We start from the raw sequence: 20,207 nt of genomic DNA, 5'->3' as shown, positions 1-20,207 counted from the left end.
CCTACCCCCAGCCGATGGTCCTGGCTCGCGCTTCGAGAGCCTCGGCCCGGTCGACGTCGCCGAGTTCGCGGTGGCACTGGGCGAGCAGCGCCATGGCGTCGGCCTGGTGGGGATCGATACCCAGCGAGCGCTCGAACGACTCCGCCGCATCGCCGAACCGGCCGGACCTCAGCCGGAGCTCACCCAGCAGCCGCCACCAGTCCGCGCCGGCCGGCCACAGCCGGACTCCCCGGCTGATCACCTCCTCCGCCTCGGCGTCGGAGCCGTGCTGGAGAAGCATTCTGCCCAGGAGCGCCATCGTCTCTTCCTTGACCGGGTTCTCGGCGACCCGTGCCCGCAGGCCGGCGAGCACCTCGTCGTGGCGACCCTCGTAGAGCAGCACCAGGTAGTCGTCATCGTCGGGGGAGTACGTCAGCGAAAGGGAGTTCACCGCCCCCAGTTCCTGCCGCAGTCTGATGATCAGACGATCGACCACCGGGGGAGTCTCGTCCGCGTATCCGCGACTTCCGGGGGCGGCGACCTGTCGCAACGCCACGAGGAAAGCTCCGTCCGGCGAGACCAATCCGCGCCGGTACCCCTCGACGCGGAGATGCCGCACGGCCATGTTGTCCGGCTCGAGTTCGCTGAACCCGAGCTCCGCTCCCATCGAGCGGACCCGCCTCGCCTGCTTCGCGTCCGCCGCATCGACGATCACGACACACATCTGGCCGGAAAGGTCCGTCACCCGCTTCCCGAGCTTGTCGAGCGCCAGCGCTTCGAGGCGGTCGAGCCGCTTGTCGTGGCGCACCGCGGTCGGTGCGGACACCCCGCACCACCGGCAGCTCAGGTCCTTGCCGACGTCCCGGTTGGTCAGCACATGTCCGCCGCAGCCGGGGCAGCGGGTGAAGTAGAACGGCGTCGACCGCATCGTCGCCATGGGCAGGCGGGCCCGGATCTGACCGGTGGCCTCCGCGAAACCCCACTCGAACTTGTCGGCGTAGTCGGGCAGGTCGAGGCCGTAGAAGAAGTCCAGCGAGAAGGCCTGCGCCTCGACGTAGAACCGGGTGTTCATGAACGGCATCGTCGGCAGCAGCCGGCCCGCGTCCGCCTGTTTCCCGGGCCTCGGCAGTTTCGGGAACCTCATACGCCTCCTCTCGGGTCGTGCCGTGCGAGGCGGCTCGCCATGCGGAGTCGCCGGTCCAGCTCCTCGTCGCCGACCTGCCGGCGGATCACGTCGTTCAGCGCGGCGAACTCCTCGGTCCGGCCGAGCCGGAGATTGCAGGCCTGATAGCGGACAAACCATTCCGCCGAGGACGAACCCTGATCGTGTGCGGCCGTCAACGCCGCGAACGCGGTGTCCCAGTCACCGAGGTGGTCCATGCACACCGCGGCGAGCATGATCTGGAGCCGGGGTTCCTGCGGCGCCACGCCGAGCGCGCGGTGGTACGCCGTGAATGCGGCGCCGAAATCGCCGAGCGCCTCGCGGGCCTGCCCGATGCCCGCCCACAGCTGCCAGAGGTCCGGCTGCTCCGCCGCCGCGCGGACCAGATGAGGCAACGCCTCTCGTGGCCGGTCGTCATCGAGGTAGACGGTGGCCAGGTTGACCGCGAGTTCCGCGTGCTGCCGCGGCGTCGCCCGCACCATCAGCCGGATGAACAGCTCGGCCGCCTCCTGGTGGCGGCCGAGCCGGTTGAGGGAAAGGGCGTACTCGCTCCGGCACTTGACGCTGTCCTCGGCGGATAGTCCCGCGGCCAGTGCCGCGTCGAACTCGGCCAGCGCCTCGGTGTCCCTCCCGAGCGACGACAGCACACTGCCGCGCGACATCAGCAAAACCGGGGTGCGGTCCGCCGGCGGCACTCGGTCGATCTCCGCCAGCGCGAGTTCGAACTCGCCCATCCTGGCGAGGCTCCGCACGAGCAGATTGCTGAGCACCGCGGACCGTCCGGCGTCCAGCAGCTGTCCGACGCCGGCGCTCCACCGCGTGATCCGATCGGTGAGTTCCGGCCGGTGCGAGGCGCCCACCGCCCGCACGAGTCGTTCTACAGCCTCAAAATCCGCGGGTCGCTCAGCCGGGTCGACCTGGAGGCAACGCGGTGCCAACGCCAGCAGGTCGCGTTCCAGGCCGTCCTCGGTCTGTGGCACCGCGATCGCCCCCGACCGCTGGGCGGACCGCCACTCCTGCCTGGTGTCGGCGAGATGCGGCGTCCTGCCGGTCAGCAGTTCGTACAGGATCGTGCCGAAGGCGTAGACGTCCGCCGCTGGCGTCGAGGGGTGGTCCCAGCATTCCGGCGCGCGGTAGGCCCAGGTGCTGTCCAACTCGACGGCTGTCCTGTCGGCGATCCCTTTGGCGAGGCCGAAGTCGGTGATGTACACCCAGTCCTTGAACACCAGCAGGTTCTCGGGTTTCAGGTCGCCGTGGACCAGACCAGGGATCCTCGCGGTTCGCGAGCATCATGCCCGTCGCGGTCTGCAGTGCCACCGACAGCGCGTCCTCGGCCCCGAGTGGACCGTTTAGGAGCCGATCGCGGACAGACGGACCGGTTTCGCCCGCGGGAATGAACGGCATCCACACAAAGGGCCGGCCGTCGATGTCGTCGATGCCGACCGCCGGCAGGATATGCGCCTCGCCCGATAGGCGGGTCCACACCACCGCTTCCCGGACAAACGCTCGACGCACCTCGCGGTCGAAGAAGAAGCGCTGCTGGAAGGTCTTGAGGGCCATCCGCGGTTCCGGTGAATCGCCGTCACCGCACAGGAAAACCTCGCCCATGCCACCGCGGACCACCCCGTGCACCGGCAACCCGTTGCCCAGCATGGCAATCGGCCGTGCCGGGCCACTCGTTTCCGGCGCGGCAAAGAGATTTCCCGGCGTGTCAGAGTTCACGTGCCCCCAGCCTCCGACAAATCAGCTAGGCCCGGATGGTAGCACGCGATCACAGTCCGTAAGGCCGTATAACGACCTATACGGCGCGGGTCTCAGGCGGGGCCAGCCAGGCCGACCAGATGTCCTTCGGGGTCCGTGAAATGCGCGACGACGAGGGCTCCACCCGGAACCCGCGACGGCCCCATTGTCGAAGTCCCGCCGAGGTTTTCGGCCTTGCGTAAGGCTGCTGCCACGTCGGGGACGCCGACGTAGAACAGGACGCGGCCGGGATAGTCCGCACCGCCGCCGACTCCGCCCGGGATGCCTCCGGTGTTGCCGATGAAACCGTAGTTCCCGGCTTCGGAGACTTCCGGTGCGACGGGGCCGGAAGTGTCGAACTCCCAGCCGAACAGGGCGCCGTAGTACTCGCGCAGGGCCGCGGGATCGGTGCCGATGATCTCGAAATGCACGACTGCCTGTGTCATGGCGCGCACGTTACCGCTCGTGGTTGTTAAAAACAACTGTTCAGCGCTAGGCTCGGGGCATGCCGACGAGCCGGAGCTATCAGGACGCCTGTGGGATCGCGCGCGCGCTCGACGTCGTGGGGGAGCGGTGGGCGCTGCTGGTCGTGCGCGAGCTGCTGTTCGGGCCGCAGCGGTTTTCCGTGCTGCGCAAGGCACTTGCGGGCGTCAGCTCGAACCTGCTGACCGACCGGCTGCGCGAACTGGAGGCACGCGGCGTGCTGCGGCGCCGGTCCGCGGGCGACTACGAGCTGACCGAATGGGGGCGGCGGCTGGAGCCGATCATGCTCGCGCTGGGCGAGTGGGGCCTGCGCGTTCCGCTGCCGCCCGAGCCGGCGATCACCGCGACGTCGGTGCTGATCTTCCTGCGGGGCATGGCGCACGCCGAGTCGGCCGCGACCTACCGGATGGAGCTCGGCGACCGGGTCTGGACCATTCGCACGGAAGCCGGCCAGGTCCACGTCGAGTCCGGCGAACCCGCCGCCGCGGACGCCTCGGTCCGCACGGATCCTTTGACGTTGAACGAGATCCTGACCGACCCGGCCGCATTCGATGCCGCCGTCGCGGACGGGCGGCTGGCCGTCACCGGGAACCAGCGGCGTTTCCGCCGTTTGGTGTCGCCGCGCTGACGCCGAGCAGGTCCGCGAAGTCCGGGACGGCGGTGAACGGGTCCGCCGGACGCTCGCGCCCGGCCGCGAGGATCTTCGCGGCCAGCTCACGTCCGGCGCGTTCGATGCGCTGGGGCAACGGGTTCACGCTGTCGCCTTCGCCTGCCCAGTCGTCCGTCGCGGCGAAGACCGCAGTGGTGACGACGTCGGCGTGCAGGTACGTGAAGAGCGGGCGCACGGCGTAGTCCAGCGCGAGGGAATGCCGCGCGGTGCCGCCCGTCGCGCCGAGCAGCACCGGCATCCCGGTGAGCGAGCCCCTGTCCAGAATGTCCACAAAGGACTTGAACAGACCCGAGTAGGATGCGGTGAAGATCGGTGTCACCGCGATGATCCCGTTGGCATTGGTGATTTCGCCCAGCGCGCCAGGCAGCTGGCCGGCCGGGAAGCCGGTCACCAGCGCGTTGGTGATGTCGTGCGCGAGGTCGCGCAGCTCGATCGTCTCGACGGTGGCCGTCGTGCCTTCGGTTTCCAGCGCGGCCACGGTCGCCTGGCTCAGCCGGTCGGCGAGCAGGCGGGTGGACGACGGCTGGTTCAGCCCGGCGGACACGCTCACGATCTTCATGGTTTCCTCTCGTTACGAGGCGAGCGCGGCGACGCGGTCGGCGTGGCTCGGCGGGTCGGCCGGCACGCCCTCGGGGCGCTTGGCCTCCATTTCCTTGCGCAGCACCGGAACGACCTCCTCGGCCAGGATGTCGATCTGCTCCAGCACCGTCTTGAGCGGCAAGCCGGCGTGGTCGATCAGGAACAGCTGGCGCTGGTAGTCGCCGACGTCCTCGCGCATGCTCGCGTAGCGGTCGATGACCTGCTGCGGGCTGCCGACGGTCAGCGGCGTGCTCGCGGTGAAATCCTCCATCGACGGGCCGTGGCCGTAAACGGGCGCGTTGTCGAAGTAGGGGCGGAACTCGTTCCACGCGTCCTGGGAGTTCTTACGGATGAACGCCTGCCCGCCGAGGCCGACGATGGCCTGGTCGGCGCGGCCGTGCTCGTAGTGCTCGAAGCGCTGCCGGTAGAACTCGACCATCTGCCTGGTGTGCGACATCGGCCAGAAGATGTTGTTGTGGAAGAAACCGTCGCCGTAGTAGGCGGCCTGCTCGGCGATCTCGGGGCTGCGGATCGAGCCGTGCCACACGAACGGCGGCACCCCGTCGAGCGGGCGCGGGACCGAGGTGAACCCGTGCAGCGGGGTGCGGAGCTTGCCCTCCCAGTCGACCACGTCTTCATCCCAGAGACGGCGCAGCAGTGCGTAGTTCTCGATGGCGAGCGGGATACCCTGGCGGATGTCCTTGCCGAACCACGGGTAGACCGGGCCGGTGTTGCCGCGGCCCATCATCAGGTCCATCCGGCCGTTCGAGAGGATCTGCAGCATGGCGTAGTCCTCGGCGATCTTGACCGGGTCGTTGGTCGTGATCAGCGTGGTCGAGGTGGACAGGATGATGTTCCTGGTCGACGCCGCGAGGTAGCCCAGCAGCGTGGTGGGCGAGGACGCGACAAACGGCGGGTTGTGATGCTCGCCGGTCGCGAACACGTCCAGCCCGGCCTCGTCGGCGTGCTGGGCGATGGTGATCATGGACCGGACGCGCTCGGTGTCGTCCGGGGTCTCGCCGGTGGTGGGGTCGGTCGTCACGTCGCTGACGCTGAACACTCCGAACTGCATGGTGGCCTTCCTGCTCTGTGCCCGCTGTACCTGGTCGGTGGTCCGTGGCCGGTCGCTGCCCGCTGATCCTGGTCGGTAGCTGCTCCGACCTGGGGTCGGTACCTGGTCTGATTCCTGCTCTGTGCCTGGCCGGTGGCCGGTCTGTTGGTGGTCCCCGGTTCCTCTCGGGTAAACGTCTCGCGCGGAAGAATATTTCCCGCGAGACTTTAGCGGGTAAGCCTCGTCACCGCGAGCCTCGCCGCCTGCAGGGCGGAGGTCCCGCGAGGCTCGCCGCCCGCAGGCGGCGGTGCCACTGCCGTGGAGGTCCCGTTCACCACGGAGGCCCCAGATGTCGAAACCGGTCGCCTCGCGCCCCGGTGTTCGCTCCCCGCGCGCGTGTTTGCGCCCCACGTCGGTGAGTTTGCGCCCCACGTCGGTGAGTTTGCTTCTCGCGTCGGTGAGTTTGCTCCCGGCGTCGGTGGGTTTGCTTCCGGCGCGGTGAAGCCCGCGCGGCGGGCCAATTCACCGCCGTGGCGGGCAAACTCACCGACGCCACCGGCCAACTCACCGACGTGGTGGGCAAACACGCCCGCAGGAGGGGCCAATACGCCCGCGTGATCGGCAAACACGCGCGCGTGAGGACCAACACGCGCCGCGGGGGACGACTAAGCCCGCGGAGGGGCGAACGCGCGCCACGCGGGGGTGGGTTAGTGGAAGCGGCGGAGGCGGAGGCTGTTGCCGACCACGAAGACCGATGAGAAGGCCATCGCGGCGCCGGCGATCATGGGGTTGAGCAGGCCCAGGGCGGCGAGCGGCAGGGCGGCCAGGTTGTAGGCGAAAGCCCAGAACAGGTTGCCCTTGATGGTGGCCAGGGTGCGCCGCGACAAGCGGATCGCGTCGGCCGAGGTGCGCAGGTCGCCGCCCACCAGGGTCAGGTCGGCGGCCTCGATCGCGGCGTCCGTGCCGGTGCCCATGGCCACCCCGAGGTCCGCCCGCGCGAGCGCGGCCGCGTCGTTGACCCCATCGCCGACCATCGCCACCACCCGGCCCTCCTTCTGCAGCCGCGCCACGACATCGACCTTGTCCCGCGGCATGACCTCCGCGATCACGTCCTCGATGCCCACCTCGGCGGCCACCGCGCGCGCCGCGGCCTCGTTGTCGCCGGTCAACAGCACGGGCGTCAGGCCGAGCCCGCGCAGCCGGCGGATCGCCTCCGCCGACGTCGGTTTGACCGTGTCGGCGACGACCAGCACCGCACGCGCGACCCCGTCCCAGGCGACGACGACCGGCGTGCGGCCCCGGCTCTCGGCCGTGGTCTGCGCCGCCCGCAACGCCGCGTCGAGGTGCACGCCCCAGTCTTCCAGGAACGCGACCCGGCCGACCAGAACTGCTTTGCCCTCAACGATTCCCGCGACGCCCAGCCCCTCGGTGCCGCGGAACTCCGTCACCGCGGGAAGGTCCCCGGCCGCCCGCGCGGCACCGGCGATCGCTTGCGCGATCGGATGTCCGGACGCCTCCTCGACCGCCCCGGCCAGCCGCAGCGCCTCGGCCCGCTCGATCCCGCTCACGTGCACGTCGAGCAGGCTCATCCGGCCGGTCGTGACGGTACCGGTCTTGTCCAGCACCACGGTGTCCACGCGTCGCGTCGACTCCAGCACCTCCGGGCCCTTGATCAGGATGCCCAGCTGCGCGCCGCGCCCGGTGCCGACCAGCAGCGCGGTCGGCGTCGCGAGCCCGAGGGCACAGGGGCAGGCGATGATCAGCACGGCGACCGCGGCGGTGAAGGCCGCCGTGGCACCGGCCCCCGCGCCGAGCCAGAACGAGAGCGTCCCGGCCGCCAGCGCGATCACGACGGGCACGAACACCCCGGCGATCCGGTCGGCGAGCCGCTGCGCGGAGGCCTTCCCGTTCTGCGCCTCCTCGACCAGCTTCGCCATCTGCGCGAGCTGGGTGTCTGCGCCGACCCGACTCGCCCGCACGACGAGGCGCCCGCCGACGTTGACGGTCGCGCCGGTGACACTGTCCCCGGCGGTGACCTCGACCGGAACGGACTCGCCGGTCAGCATGCTCGCGTCGACCGCCGAACCGCCCTCGGTGACGACACCGTCGGTGGCGATCTTCTCCCCGGGCCGCACTACGAAGAGGTCTCCGGCGCGCAGCTGCTCGATGCCGACGCGCTCCTCCCGCCCGTCCCGCAGCACGGACACGTCCTTCGCGCCCAGCTCCAGCAGCGCCCGCAGCGCCGCGCCGGACCGGCGCTTGGCGCGGGCCTCGAAATAGCGGCCGGCGAGGATGAACGTGGTGACCCCGGCGGCGACCTCCAGGTACAGGTTGTCGCTGCCCGAGGACCGTTCGATGGTCAGTTCGAACCCGTGCCGCATCCCCGGAACACCCGCCGTACCAAGGAAAAGCGCGTACAGCGACCACAGGAACGCGGCGCCGACCCCGAGCGAGATCAACGTGTCCATGGTGGCCGCGCCGTGGCGCAGGTTCGTCCACGCGGCCCGGTGGAACGGCCACGCCGCCCACGTCACGACCGGTGTGGCGAGGGTGAGCGACGCCCACTGCCAGTTCGTGAACTGCAGTGCCGGCACCATCGCCAGCACGATCACCGGGACCGCGAGCACCGCGGCGGCGATCAGGCGCTGCCGCAGCGGCCTGGTCGGGTCCTCGGGCTCCGCGGACGGTGCCGCGGCGGCGGGCAGGGACGCCTGGTAACCAGCGGCCTCGACGACCCCGACCAGATCCTCGGCGGTGACGTCACCGGTGTAGTCGACGCTCGCCTTTTCGGTGGCGTAGTTGACGGTCGCGGTGACACCGTCCACTTTGTTCAGTTTCCGCTCGATCCGCGACGCGCACGACGCGCAGGTCATCCCGCCGATCGCGAGCTCGATCCGCTGGGGCTTTTCGATCGTGGTCATGAGTCAGCCACCATGCCCGTGCGGCTCGGCGTCATGCGGGATCGCCGCGCCTGTGGTGTCCACAGTGAACTCGGCGGTGCGCACCTTTCCGTTCACCTGGAAGTCGAAGAACAACCGGTAGCGGCCGGCGCTGGGTACGTGCGTCGAGAACTCCACCTGCGGCCCGGACGGGGTCACGCCGTCGCCCGGGCCGCCCATCGGGTGCACGTGCAGGTACGCCAGATCGGCTTCGCGCAAGGAAACCAGGTGCCCGTACGCGCCGAGGTAGGGCTGCAGGTCGGTCACCGGCTTGCCGTCGCGGGTGACGGTGGCTGTCACCGGGGAGTCCGCACCCGGAGCGAGCGCACCGTCCAAAGTAACCTCATAACCGTCCACAACGGACTTCCTGCTGGGCGCCGGGCTTTCCGGGCTGAACTCACCGGCCGCCTGGAGGTCCGTGCCCAAGGTGGTGGCCGGACCGCCGTGCGGGACGAAGTCGGCGAGCAGGCGGTAGGTGCCCGCGGCCGGCAGGGCGACGTCGAGCGACCAGGTCCCGTCCGGCGCCAGCGCGGGGTGCAGGTGCTGGTAGTGCACGCCGTCGCGGCGGACGAGGATCAGGTGCAGCTGCTTCTCGTGCGACACGTCGAAAGTGGTGACGGCGCGCTCGTCCGCGCCGAGGACCTGGAATCGCAGCGGTACGGCCGTGCCGACCGGGAGCTGGCTGTCCTGCACCACCAGGCGGTACCCGCTCCGCGACGAGGCCAGGCCGGCCGGGACGTCGTCGGACGCCGGGGCCGCCATGGCGCCCATGTCGTGCCCGCCGGGCGGCGCGCCCACGTCGTGCTCGGCGGCCGGCGGGGTGGCGGTGTCCACGGGACCGATCGCGGCGCCCGCCGTCCACGCCCCGCCGACGACCGCGCACAGCGCGAGCCCGTAGATGCCGATCGTGGTGGCTGTTCGCATTCGAGATCTCCTCCTCGGACCGGATATCTCTCTTAATACACTAGGGGGGTATCCCATGACAAGTACCACTGGGGGGTATATCGGAGCCGGGGTGGGCTACCGTGATCGGATGACCCGACGGCCACCGAAGGCGCGGACGGCGTTCGGCCCGATGTTCGTGACGGCGATCGAGCAGTACACGCCGCCTGAGCACCGGATCGTCGACGACCCGCTGGCCGCGCGCATGCTCCCCGCGACCATGCGATTCCTGGCCCGCGCCGGGCGATGGCGCCCGCTGCGGGAGTGGCTCGAGGCCGCGTCCGACCGCAAGGCGCTCGGTGTCTGGGGTGGCGTGCTCTGCCGCAAGCGGTACGCCCGGGACCGGGTCGGACAGGCGCTCGCCGGCGGCATCGGCCAGCTGGTGATCCTCGGCGCGGGACTGGACACCATCGCCTACGGGTGGGAGGTGCCCGTGTTCGAGGTGGACCTGCCGGAGAACATCGACTACAAGCGCGACCGCCTGCGCGCCATCTTCGGTGACGTACCCGACGGCGTGCGCCTGGTGCCGGTGAATTTCGACCATTTCACGCTGGAGGAATCCCTTACCGCCCAAGGGTTTCGCGCCGATCTGCCGACGATGTTCGTCTGGGAGGCCGTCACCCAATACCTGACCGCCGGCGGTTTTCGTGGCACGCTCTCCTGCCTGGCGAAGGCGGCGCCCGGCAGCCGGCTGGTCTTCACCTTCGTGCGGCGGGAGTTCCTGGAGGGCAAGGAGTTCTACGGCGCCAAGTCGCTGTACCGGGACTTCGTGGCGCCCCGCCGGGTCTGGCACGTCGGCCTGGAACCGTCCGAAGTGGACGGGCTGCTGCGGGAGTACGGCTGGGCCGAACGGGAACAGGCCGGACCGGCCGAGTACGCCGAGCGCTACCTGAAACCCGCCGGGCGCGACCTGCCCGCGAGCGAGATCGAACGCTTCGTCCGCGCCGAACGAACCTGACGCGCCGCGACGCCGGCAAAGCGTTTCCCTCGCGTGCAAGGATGGGGCGATATGGAGTCGACACGGGTGGATCGCTGGTTGTGGGCGGTCCGGCTGACCAAGACCCGCCCCGACGCCGCCGCGGCGTGCCGGGGCGGTCACGTGCGCGTCAACGACCGCCCCGCCAAGCCCGCGACCACGGTGTCGCCCGGTGACGAGGTGCGCGCCCGTGTCGGCGACAAGACACGGGTGGTGGAGGTGGTGCGGGTGATCCAGAAACGGGTCGGCGCGGCCGACGCCGCCACCTGCTTCATCGACCGCACCCCGGCCCCGCCGCCGGAAGCCGTGGTGCCGGTCGCCCGCCGCGAGCGCGGGGCCGGCCGCCCGACGAAGCGGGAACGCCGTGTGCTCGACAGGTTTCGCGGCCGGCCCTAGGACTTTAGGCTCTGTGGATACGTCCGCGGGCGGGGGAGAGTGAAACCCGCGACCGAGGATGGACGGGTGATGGCCATGGACACCGCGGAGGCCGCGCACGGCAAGCACGTCGACGAGATGATCGAGCGGCTCGAGGCCCGCCTCCGGGCGGAACAGGACCAGGTCTCGCCGACGGTCCTGCACGACTGGATCGAGCATGCCCGTGCCCGGTTCGCCCAGGCCCGGATCGTGTCGTTCGTGCCGATCTTCGTCGAGCGGCTCGTGCGTGCGCAGCTGCAGATGGAGAGCAGCGCGGAGAACCTCGCGAAGCGGTTGCTGGCCGACGACATGCCGCGCCGCTGGGTGCACACCCAGGCCGTCGCGCACCGCGCCGGGACGATCGCCCCGCGGCTCGTGCCCGGCGAGGGAAAGTTCCTGGTCGCGTCCGCGTGGCTGCACGATATCGGCTACGGCACCGAGGTGGCGGACACCGGCTTCCACCAGCTGGACGGCGCGCGCTACCTGACCCGGCGGGGCTGGCCGGACCGGATCTGCGCCCTGGTCGCGCACCACGCCGGCGCCGACGCGGTCGCCCGGCTCAACGGGTTCGCCGAGCAGCTGGCCGCCTACGAGGACGAGCGGACCCCGGTGCGGGACGCGCTCTGGTACTGCGACATGACCACGAGCCCCGACGGCGAACCGGTGTCCTTCGGCGACCGGATCGCCGACATCAAGGCCCGCCGCGGGCCCGACGACCCGGCGGTGCGGGCCCTCGCCGTCAACGAGCAAGAGCGCGCCGCCGCCGTGCGCCGCACCGAGGAACTGCTGGCCGCGAGCTGATCAGTCCGCCAGCGCGAGCAGGCTGTCGGCGGTGTCCACAATGGTCTCCTCGACCGTGCGGGGTGACCAGCCGAGCACGGTCCGCGCCTTCGTGGTGTCGATGACCGGGATCCACCCCAGCCGGCGCGCCGCCTCCCGCAACGCCGGGTTGGTCCTGGCGCCTTCACGCACCTGCTCCGCCGTCAACTCGGCGGGCAGTTGGGTGATCCGGTCGCCGAGCATCCGGGCGATCTGCAGGAAGCTGACCGATTTCCCGCTGGTGGCCAGGAAACGCTGCCCGGCGGCCGCGGGATGGGTCATCGCCAGCACGTGCAGATCGGCGGTGTCGCGGACGTCCACCACGCCGAAGTAGGTCGGGGTCACGGTCGGCATCGCCCCGGTGAGCATGGCCTTGACCAGTCGCACCGAGGACGACAGGTGCCCGTCGAGGACGGGACCGAAGATGCCGGTCGGGTTGATCACCGTCAGCTCGGGCCCGCCGTTTTCGCGGACGTGGTCCCAGGCCGCTCGTTCGGCGATCGGCTTCGAGCGGATGTAGGCGGTGTTGGGGTCGGCCGGGTCGGTCCAGTCGTCCTCGGTGTAGGACTCGCGCGGGGTGGCGCTGTAGCCGACCGCGGCGAACGACGAGGTCAGCACGACCCGCCGGACGCCGGCTTCGCGTGCGGCGGCCAGCACCCGCAGCGTTCCTTCGCGGGCGGGGCGGATGACCTCGTCGTCGTTCGCGGGCGCCTCGGCGGGGAATGGCGAAGCGAGGTGCAGCACGTAGTCCGCGCCCTTCAGGGCCGCGGCCCAGCCGTCGTCGGCGGACAGGTCGGCCGCGACCACTTCGAGCTCATCTGAACCCACTGCGGCCCGCACCTGTGCGGCGCGGTCGAGCGAACGGACGGTGGTGCGGACGCGGTAGCCGTCGCGCAGCAGCCGCAGGATGGTGTGCCCGGCCAGGTACCCGGTGCCGCCGGTGACGACGACCAGTGTGTTCTCGGTCATTTCAGTCCTTTGTGGATAGTCAGATCCGGTCGATGAGCCCGACCAGGCGGGGAATCACGTCCTGCTCCGTCTCGGCGTCGCCGCGTTCGCGGGCGTCCCACAGCTGTGCCTTGAGCCGCAGGTAATCCAGCCGCAGCCGCATCAGGTCGAGCTGTGCGGAGAGCCGGTCGGCCTGCTCGGTGAACAGCTCCCGCTGCTCGGCGGCGGCGTCGTTGCCGCGGGTCAGCACGTCGAGGTAGCGGCGCAGGCCGTCGACCCGCATGCCGGCCGAGCGCAGGCAGGCGAGCGACGAGATCGTGTCCACGGCCGCCGCGTCGTACCGCCGGTGCCCGCTGCCCGGATCGCGCGGTACGGGCCCGATCAGCCCGATCTGTTCGTAGTAGCGCAGCGTCGGCTCGCTCAGCCCGCTGCGCCGCGAGACCTCCTGGATCGTGAACCCCGTCGTCGTCGCCATGACACCAGCATGCGGAACTTCAAGCGCTTGAAGTCAAGCCGGCCGGGCCATCATGGACGAGTGCGTGCTCCTGACTGGTGGCGCGGGATCAGCCCGCGCCGGCGCCTGCTGCTGACTTCGGTCGTGCTCGTCGTGGTCGTGGTCGCCGCGGTGTTCGTGGCCACCGCGAGCCGGGGCACCGCGACCAGGACGCGGGACGAACCGGGCGCGGTGCTGCTCGTGCCCGGCTACGGCGGTGCGAAAGGCGCGCTCGACCAGCTCGCGACGAGGATCCGGCAGGACACCGGGCGCGACGCCGAAGTGCTGACCTTGGTGGGCGACGGGACCGGCGATCTCGAGGCCCAGGCCGAGGTGCTGGCCGGCGCGGCCGAGCAGGCGTACCAGCGTGGCGCGCCCTCGGTCGACGTGATCGGTTACTCGGCCGGCGGCGTCGTGGCGCGGTTGTGGGTCGCACAGGGCGGACAGCCGCGCCGGGTCGTGACGCTCGGCGCGCCCATGCACGGCACCCAGCTCGCCGCCGCGGGTGGGTTGCTCGTTTCCGGCGCGTGCCCGCTGGCGTGTCAGCAGCTGGCGCCCGGCAGCGCGTTGCTGCGGCAGCTGCCGCCGATCCCGCCGGGCCTGCCGTGGCTGTCGATCTGGACCGACCGCGACGAGGTGGTGACCCCGCCGGACTCCGCCCGGCTCGACGGCGCGGTCAACGTGCCGCTGCAGCAGGCGTGCCCGGGAAACCAGGCGGCGCACGGAGATCTGCCCACCGACCCCGAGGCGCAGGCGCTCGTCGTGCGGGCGCTGGGCACGGCGCCGCTGGCCGCGCCGGCGGAGTGCGTCAGCTCGTGATGTCGCGTGTCGCGAAGTTCGCCCACGCCGCGCCGAAGAACACCACGATGTACCCGGCCTGCAGCAGCAGCCCGTGGTCGATGTTGCGCCACAGCACGGGATCCCGGAAGAAGTCGATCCAGGAAAGCCAGTAGTGCGTCGGCAGGTACGGCTTGACCGCGGCGGCCGCGTCCAGGGTTTCCAGCACCGAACTGGTGATCAGCACGGCGAGCCCGCCGAGCGCCGCACCGAGCGCCGAGTCGGTGAGCGTGGACAGGAACACCGTGATCGCCGCGAACCCCAGCATCGACAGCACGATGTAGCCGACCGCGCCGAGCAGCCGCAGCCCGAGCGAGGACGAGCTGAGCGGCGCGCCGGACAGCGACACCACGCCACCCTGGGCGGGGATGCCGGGGATGACCTCGCTGCCGCCGGTGCCGAACAGCAGCACGCCGATCACCAGCGACGTCAGCACCACGATCACGATCGCCGCGGTGACGTACACGGCGACCGCGATCAGCTTCGCCACCAGCAGCCGCGTCCGCCCGACCGGCCGGACCAGCAGGTACCGCAGGGTTCCGCCGGACGCCTCGCCCGCGATCGAGTCCCCGGCGACGACCGCGACGGCGATCGGCAGGAACAGCGGCAGCACCAGGGCCAGCGCGGCGGCGGGGTAGAGCTTGCCGTCGTTCACCACCGCGGACAGGAACGCGCCGCCCTGTCCCGGCGGCGGCGCGAAGTCCGCGGTCGCCAGGAACACCGCGACGATCGCGGGCAGCAGGCACAGCAGCCCGACGCTCACCCACATTCGCGGGCGCAGCACCAGTTTCCGTAGTTCCACCGCGATCATTCGGGGCCTCCGAACCGGTCCGAGCCGGGGCCGGTGGCCGCCAGCACGACCTGTTCCAGCGTCCGCCGTTCGGCGTCGATGGACCGCACCCGCACCCCGGCCCCGACGAGCAGCGCGTTCAGCGCGGCGGGGTCGTCGTGCCGGATCACCAGCCGGTCGCCGTCGCGGGCCTCGATCTGGCCGTCGAGGACGGAGGCGGCCACCGCCGGGTCGGGCGTGCCGACGAGCACCCGCCCGGTCGCCGCGCGCAACGCCTCGAGATCGTCCTCGAGCACCAGGCGGCCGCGGTCGACGACACCGACCCTCGTGCCCAGCTGCTCGACCTCGGCCAGCAGGTGACTCGACAGGAACACGGTCGTCCCGTCCTGGTTCAGCTCGATGAGCAGCTCCCGGATTTCCTTGATGCCCTGCGGATCCAGCCCGTTCGTCGGCTCGTCGAGGATCAGCAGCCGCGGTCGCCGCAGCAGGGCCGCGGCGAGCCCGAGCCGCTGCCGCATGCCCAGCGAGTACGCCTTCACCGGCCGCTGGTCGACATGCGCCAGCCCGACCCGCTCCAGTGCCTCGCCGACCCGTTTGCGCCGCGTCCGCCGCCCGCCACCGGGTCCGGCGGCGTCGAGCAGCGTGAGGTTGCGCCGCCCGGACAGATGCCCGTACGCGCCCGGCCCCTCGACCAGCGCGCCGACGTCCGGCAGCACTTCGGCGACCCGTTTGGGAATCGGCCGGCCCAGCACCTCGATCTCGCCGCTCGTCGCGTACACGAGCCCGAGCAGCATCCGCACGAGCGTCGTCTTGCCGGAGCCGTTCGGGCCGAGGAAGCCGTAGCGGTCGCCCTCGCGGACGCTCAGATCGACGGCGTCGACCGCCACGATGCGGCCGAACCGCTTGGTCAGCGCGTGTGTGGTGATCATGGGCCGCCCCGGCGCAGCTGGGAGAGCTGGTCGGCGGCCGCGCGCAGCACCTGGTGCCCGACCAGCCCGGCGAGCAGGAAGCCGCGCCGCATCCCGGGCGGGCGCACGACGGCGAGCGACAGCGGCGTGATCGACAGGAACACTCCCTCGCCGTTGGCCAGGGTTTCCGTCGCGCCACCCGCCTGCCCGGCCGCGTCCGCGGCATCGCGGGCGAGGTTGGGCGGGACCGCGACGACGACGAACGTCGCGAGACCGGAGCCGTACAGCGCCGCACCCTGCACGCCCCCGAAGTTGGTGGTGCGCACCGGGCGGCCGCCGAGCGTCGCGGGCAGCCGGACGCGGCCGAGCGCGCCGAGCGCGTCCGAGATGTCCGGGGCGTTGGTCACGGTGAAACCGCTGCCCGGCGCCGGTTTCGGCGCGGTGACCACGGGTGCGGTCTGGTCGACGTCCTCGAACTCCGCGACCAGGCCCGGCGCGTTCTGTCCGCGCGCGGTCACCTCGACGCGCACCGGCAGGCCCGTGCCGGGATCCGCCCAGATGTCGGCCTGCCCGATCGTGGTGTCCGGGTCGGCGGGCACGAGCCGCAGTCCGGACGCCGCGATCCCGGCGACCCGTCGCGCGGGCAGCGTCGTCACGGGATCGGCGGGCGCGGACCGGAGGATCCACCGCGCCAGTTCCGGCGGGACCAGATCACTCGCCCGGGGGAGCCGCACCGTGGACTGCCCGGTCAGCTCGGTGAGCGTGTTCGTGCCGTAGTCCCAGGTGTATTCGCCTTCGGGGAGACGGTAGATGTCGTGCTCGCCGGCGGCGGAGAGCACGGCGACGCGGTAGCGGTCGGGGCCCGCGTACCAGGTGTGCGTGCTCGTCGTGGTGGTGAACAGCGCCGACACGTCGGCGAGATTCGGCAGCTCGGGCAGCGCGAGTGAGCCGGTGCTGTGCGCATACCCCTGGTACGGCCGGGTTTCCGAGCCCAGCACCAGCGCGCGCAGCTGCGCGGCGGCGATGGACTGCCCGGCCGGGCGCACCGCGGCGACGATTGCGGGCACGGCGACGAGCAGTACCGCGACCACGGCCACCACCGCCCACCGGCGCCGCTTCGCCTGCCGCACAACTGACATAAGTCTCTTTGTACGCCAGGAAAGTTCAAGGACACGAAAAGTCCTTTGGGCTCTACCGCTCCGGGTTCGCGGGCGCGCACGGTCGGGTTGGTCTGTTCGGCCCAACGGAGGAGGAGAGCCAATGTACGCACGGATGAACCTGCTGATCGGCGATCCGGCGCGGATCGACGACCTCACGAGGTACCTCGAGGAGACGGTGCGCCCCCATGTCGAGGCCCAGCCGGGCTGCCGCGGCATGGCGATCCTCACCGACGCCGAGCTGGGCCAGACACTGGTCGGTTCCTACTGGGACACCGCGGAAGCGCTGGCGACCAGCGAGCAGGCTGTGCAGACCTCGCGCAAGGAAGCGGTGGAGATGACCGCCGGCGCGGTCACGGTCGACGAGTACGAGGTGCCGGTGTTCCTGCGCCTGAGCCATCCGCGGCGCGGCGCGGGCATCCGGATCGCCATGATCGAGGGCACGCCCGGGCAGCTCGACGAGACCGTGCGGGTGTTCCGCGAGCGCGGCCTGCCCGTGCTGCGCACCATGCGCGGCCTGTGCAGCGCCCAGGTGCTCACCGACCGCGACAGCGGCCGCTGCCTCATCATCACCGCTTACGACGACAAGAACACGCTGCGGGCGAGCCGCGCCGATGTCGCGCGGATGCGCGCCGACGCACTCGCGACCACCCAGGGCGTCGTCCGGTCGGTGCAGGAGTTCACGCTGGTGTCGAGCACGGTGCGCGCGGACGACGCGGCCGGTCTCACGCGGCGTGAGGTCGAACGCTGGAACGCGCACGACCGTGCGGGCTGGCAAAGCCTGTACGACCCGCGGCAGTTCGAGGTGGTGGCGCCCGGCGGGGTGCGGCTGAGCGGGGCGGAAGGCCTGGACGCGTTCTGGGACACCTGGAACGAAGCCTTCCCCGACAGCCAGATCATCGTGACCGCGATCCACGAGGACGCCACCTGGGGTGTGCTCGAGGCGCGGTTCACCGGCACGCACACCGGCGTCCTGCGCGGTCCCGCCGGCGAGATCCCGCCCACGGGCCGGACGCTCGACGCCCGGTTCTGCAACATCAACCGGATGTCCGACGGCAGGATCATGGATATCCACCTGTACTTCGACCAGGTGGACCTGATGACCCAGCTCGGCCTCAGCTGAGCCGGTCCTCGTCCGGCCGGCGCCGCCGGATGCACGCGATGACGACGGTGCCGGCCGCGACGATGACGGCGAGCGCGAGCAAGCTGAACCACATGCCCTGCGCGAAGGCGGCGCGGGCGGTTGCCACGAGGCCCGGGTCGTACCGCTGCGCGACGGCGAGCGCACCCGCGAGTGAGCCCTCCGCGGCGTCACGCAGCGGACCCGGCAGTGCCGCGACCGCCGGGCGGACGGAATCGGTGTAGGTGGCGGAAAGGATGCTGCCGGCGAGCGCGATGCCCAGTGCCGCACCGACTTCGCGGGTCGCGTCGTTGACCGCGGACGCGACGCCGTACTTGTCCGGCGGCACGTTGTCGATGATCGCGCTGGTGGCGGCCGGCGCGGTCAGCCCGAGCCCACCGCCGAGCACGAACACCGCGACCGCGAGCGCCGGATAGCCGCTGTGCGGGCCGAGCCGGCCGAGCAGCACGATCCCGGCGGCGACGATGACGAGTCCGGCGCAGGTCAGCGTGCGGAGCCCGAGCCTGCGGGCCAGGGGAGCGGACGCCATCGACAGCGGCAGCAGCGAAACCCCGATCGGCCACAGCACCAGACCGGAGGTCAGCGGGTCGTAGCCGCGCACCAGCTGCAGGTACTGCGCCAGCGAGAACAGCGCGCCGAACGCCGCGGTGAACTGCAGCGTGACCGACAGCGCGCCGACACCGAACGCGCGGTTGGCGAACAGCCGGATGTCCAGCAGCGGCTCGGGATGCCGCGACTCGAACCAGGCGAACACCGCGCCGAGCACGATCCCGGCGGCGAGGGAGCAGAGCACGACGGCGTTGCCCCAGCCGAGATCGGCCGCGCGCAGGATCCCGAACACCAGCGCGCCCACCGCCAGCGCGCTCAGCAGCGCACCGGCGATGTCGAACGGGCGCGGGCGCGCTTCGCGCGAGGTCGGCACGGTGCACGCGGCGACGGCGAGGACCGCGGCCAGCACCGCCGGGGCGAGGAACACCGAATGCCACGAGAAATGCCGCAGCAGCAACCCGGCGACGATCAGGCCCAGCAGCCCGCCGACCCCGGCCACCGCCGCCCACAGGCCGATCGCGCTGCCGCGGCGGCCCGGCGGAAAGCTCGCGTTGATGATCGACAGGGTGGCCGGCATGATCAGCGCCGCGCCGAGCCCGGTCACCGCCCGCGACGCGACGAGCCATCCCGCCGAACCGGTGACCAGCGGTGCGGCGCAACTGAGCGCGAACACCACCAGCCCGATGATCAGCACGCCCCGGCGGCCGTAGCGGTCGCCCAGCGCACCGGCCGGCAGCACCAGCGCGGCCAGCACGAGGGTGTACACGTCGACGATCCAGGTCTGCTGCGCCTGGCTGACCCCGGTGTCCGCGGCGAGCGCGGGCAGCGCCGTGTTGACGATCGTGACCATGCCGATGACCAGGCCCACCGCGGCGCACATGACCGCGACCGCCCAGGCCCGGCGGCCCGCCGACAGCTGCTCGTCCAGGGGCAGGGTCCGCATGGCACCTCGCTTCAAGCGGGAAACGAAACCGGCAGTATCGTAGCAGTACTGCCGGTTCTGGAGCGGTGTCATGGCACAATCCCGCCGATGACCGGTGTCGAGCGACGAGACCCGCGGCTGGACCGCTCACGGGCGGCGATCCTGACCGCGGCCGTCGAGCTGCTGTCCGACGGCGGTATCAACCGGGTCACCATCGAGGCGGTCACGGCGCGCAGCGGGGTCGCGCGATCCACGCTGTACCGCCATTTCGCGAACAGCACGGAACTGCTGGCAGCGGCGTTCCAGGAACTGCTCCCGCCACTGGAGGCGCCCGACCCGGGCGGGAGCCCGCGCGAGCGGCTGCTGCGGCTGGTGCGGGATCAGGCCGGGCAGATCGCGCAGGCGCCCACGATGGCGGCGGTGATCTGGATGACCGCGAGCGGCCTGTCCGGCGAGCGGCCCGCCGACGCGGGGGAACGCACCCGGCTGGACGCGCTGCGGCGGCACATCGTCGACCGCTACCGCGAGCCATTCCACCCCGTGCTCGCGGACTGTCTCGCGGGCCGGCCGCGGCAGGCCGACATCGACCTGGCCGCGGCCCAGCTGATCGGCCCGCTGCTGTTCAACGCGCTCATCACCCGGCGCCCCAACGACACCGCGTTCTGCACCCGGCTGGTCGACGACTTCCTGACCACCCACGGCTGACAC

At 71.4% G+C, this 20,207-nt stretch carries 20 protein-coding genes; 7 read left to right on the top strand and 13 right to left on the bottom strand.

The window, feature by feature from the left end; genetic code table 11:
• Position 1 precedes the first annotated feature (1 nt).
• The 3 genes from LOZ83_RS14650 to LOZ83_RS14640 all read right to left on the bottom strand — a co-directional run bounded on the left by LOZ83_RS14650 (position 2) and on the right by LOZ83_RS14640 (position 3,327).
• On the bottom strand, positions 2-1,123 hold the full coding sequence (locus LOZ83_RS14650) for a tetratricopeptide repeat protein (protein ID WP_236791135.1): 1,122 nt from the start codon (positions 1,121-1,123) through the stop codon (positions 2-4).
• On the bottom strand, positions 1,120-2,403 hold the full coding sequence (locus tag LOZ83_RS14645; protein ID WP_255824022.1) for a serine/threonine-protein kinase: 1,284 nt from the start codon (positions 2,401-2,403) through the stop codon (positions 1,120-1,122). The genes LOZ83_RS14650 and LOZ83_RS14645 overlap by 4 nt, the downstream gene beginning before the upstream one ends.
• Positions 2,404-2,955: 552 nt before the next feature.
• Entirely contained in the window at positions 2,956-3,327 is a 372-nt protein-coding gene (locus LOZ83_RS14640; protein WP_236791133.1) for a VOC family protein, read from the bottom strand.
• Between the two features lie 59 nt (positions 3,328-3,386).
• Between LOZ83_RS14640 and LOZ83_RS14635 the strand changes: the two genes are divergently transcribed.
• Positions 3,387-3,992, top strand: coding sequence for a winged helix-turn-helix transcriptional regulator (locus LOZ83_RS14635; protein ID WP_236791132.1), 606 nt, complete (start codon positions 3,387-3,389; stop codon positions 3,990-3,992).
• Here LOZ83_RS14635 and LOZ83_RS14630 read toward each other — a convergent pair.
• From LOZ83_RS14630 to LOZ83_RS14615, 4 genes are all read right to left on the bottom strand, one after another.
• Positions 3,946-4,593, bottom strand: coding sequence for an FMN reductase (locus LOZ83_RS14630; RefSeq protein WP_236791130.1), 648 nt, complete (start codon positions 4,591-4,593; stop codon positions 3,946-3,948). The genes LOZ83_RS14635 and LOZ83_RS14630 overlap by 47 nt on opposite strands.
• A gap of 12 nt (positions 4,594-4,605) precedes the next feature.
• Positions 4,606-5,685, bottom strand: coding sequence for an LLM class flavin-dependent oxidoreductase (locus LOZ83_RS14625; protein WP_236791129.1), 1,080 nt, complete (start codon positions 5,683-5,685; stop codon positions 4,606-4,608).
• 686 nt (positions 5,686-6,371) lie between these two features.
• The gene (locus LOZ83_RS14620; protein ID WP_236791128.1) at positions 6,372-8,585 is read right to left on the bottom strand and encodes a cation-translocating P-type ATPase; all 2,214 of its coding nucleotides are present in this window, start codon (positions 8,583-8,585) and stop codon (positions 6,372-6,374) included.
• Between the two features lie 3 nt (positions 8,586-8,588).
• Positions 8,589-9,527 carry a hypothetical protein gene (locus LOZ83_RS14615; RefSeq protein ID WP_236791126.1) on the bottom strand — a complete coding sequence of 313 codons (939 nt, stop codon included), beginning with the start codon at positions 9,525-9,527 and terminating at the stop codon, positions 8,589-8,591.
• Positions 9,528-9,636: 109 nt separating this feature from the next.
• Between LOZ83_RS14615 and LOZ83_RS14610 the strand changes: the two genes are divergently transcribed.
• The 3 genes from LOZ83_RS14610 (at position 9,637) to LOZ83_RS14600 (ending at position 11,736) form a co-directional block, all read left to right on the top strand.
• Positions 9,637-10,503 carry an SAM-dependent methyltransferase gene (locus tag LOZ83_RS14610; RefSeq protein WP_236791124.1) on the top strand — a complete coding sequence of 289 codons (867 nt, stop codon included), beginning with the start codon at positions 9,637-9,639 and terminating at the stop codon, positions 10,501-10,503.
• A 51-nt stretch (positions 10,504-10,554) separates the two neighbouring features.
• A complete protein-coding gene (locus LOZ83_RS14605; RefSeq protein ID WP_236791123.1) occupies positions 10,555-10,917 on the top strand; it encodes an RNA-binding S4 domain-containing protein in 363 nt (120 codons plus the stop codon).
• A gap of 75 nt (positions 10,918-10,992) precedes the next feature.
• The gene (locus LOZ83_RS14600; protein WP_236791121.1) at positions 10,993-11,736 is read left to right on the top strand and encodes a three-helix bundle dimerization domain-containing protein; all 744 of its coding nucleotides are present in this window, start codon (positions 10,993-10,995) and stop codon (positions 11,734-11,736) included.
• Here the strand turns inward: LOZ83_RS14600 and LOZ83_RS14595 are convergent, their stop codons facing one another.
• Entirely contained in the window at positions 11,737-12,723 is a 987-nt protein-coding gene (locus tag LOZ83_RS14595) for an aldehyde reductase (RefSeq protein ID WP_236791120.1), read from the bottom strand. It lies immediately after the preceding gene.
• A gap of 19 nt (positions 12,724-12,742) precedes the next feature.
• Complete coding sequence (locus LOZ83_RS14590) at positions 12,743-13,177, bottom strand: MerR family transcriptional regulator (protein WP_236791119.1); 435 nt, start codon at positions 13,175-13,177, stop codon at positions 12,743-12,745.
• A gap of 60 nt (positions 13,178-13,237) precedes the next feature.
• Here LOZ83_RS14590 and LOZ83_RS14585 point away from each other — a divergent pair, with 60 nt between their 5' ends.
• Entirely contained in the window at positions 13,238-14,014 is a 777-nt protein-coding gene (locus LOZ83_RS14585) for a lipase (RefSeq protein ID WP_236791117.1), read from the top strand.
• On the opposite strand, the gene LOZ83_RS14580 is transcribed toward LOZ83_RS14585, so the two are convergent.
• The 3 genes from LOZ83_RS14580 to LOZ83_RS14570 are packed head-to-tail and all read right to left on the bottom strand — an operon-like array spanning position 14,004 to position 16,869.
• A complete protein-coding gene (locus LOZ83_RS14580) occupies positions 14,004-14,843 on the bottom strand; it encodes an ABC transporter permease (RefSeq protein WP_236791116.1) in 840 nt (279 codons plus the stop codon). The genes LOZ83_RS14585 and LOZ83_RS14580 overlap by 11 nt on opposite strands.
• Entirely contained in the window at positions 14,840-15,751 is a 912-nt protein-coding gene (locus LOZ83_RS14575; RefSeq protein WP_236791115.1) for an ABC transporter ATP-binding protein, read from the bottom strand. The genes LOZ83_RS14580 and LOZ83_RS14575 overlap by 4 nt, the downstream gene beginning before the upstream one ends.
• A complete protein-coding gene (locus LOZ83_RS14570) occupies positions 15,748-16,869 on the bottom strand; it encodes a hypothetical protein (protein WP_236791113.1) in 1,122 nt (373 codons plus the stop codon). Before LOZ83_RS14570 ends, LOZ83_RS14575 begins: the two co-directional genes overlap by 4 nt.
• Before the next feature lie 121 nt (positions 16,870-16,990).
• Between LOZ83_RS14570 and LOZ83_RS14565 the strand changes: the two genes are divergently transcribed.
• On the top strand, positions 16,991-18,010 hold the full coding sequence (locus LOZ83_RS14565; protein WP_236791112.1) for an ester cyclase: 1,020 nt from the start codon (positions 16,991-16,993) through the stop codon (positions 18,008-18,010).
• On the opposite strand, the gene LOZ83_RS14560 is transcribed toward LOZ83_RS14565, so the two are convergent.
• On the bottom strand, positions 18,003-19,520 hold the full coding sequence (locus LOZ83_RS14560; protein ID WP_236791111.1) for an MFS transporter: 1,518 nt from the start codon (positions 19,518-19,520) through the stop codon (positions 18,003-18,005). The two genes, LOZ83_RS14565 and LOZ83_RS14560, sit on opposite strands and share 8 nt — an antisense overlap.
• An 87-nt stretch (positions 19,521-19,607) precedes the next feature.
• On the opposite strand from LOZ83_RS14560, the gene LOZ83_RS14555 reads away from it, so the two are divergent.
• Positions 19,608-20,204 (top strand): TetR/AcrR family transcriptional regulator, encoded by a 597-nt coding sequence (locus LOZ83_RS14555; RefSeq protein WP_236791110.1) that lies wholly within the window; start codon positions 19,608-19,610, stop codon positions 20,202-20,204.
• Positions 20,205-20,207 lie beyond the last annotated feature (3 nt).

The organism is Amycolatopsis sp. GM8 (assembly GCF_021653975.1).
Classification (GTDB): Bacteria; Actinomycetota; Actinomycetes; order Mycobacteriales; family Pseudonocardiaceae; genus Amycolatopsis_E.
This window is presented reverse-complemented; position numbering and strand designations above follow the sequence as displayed.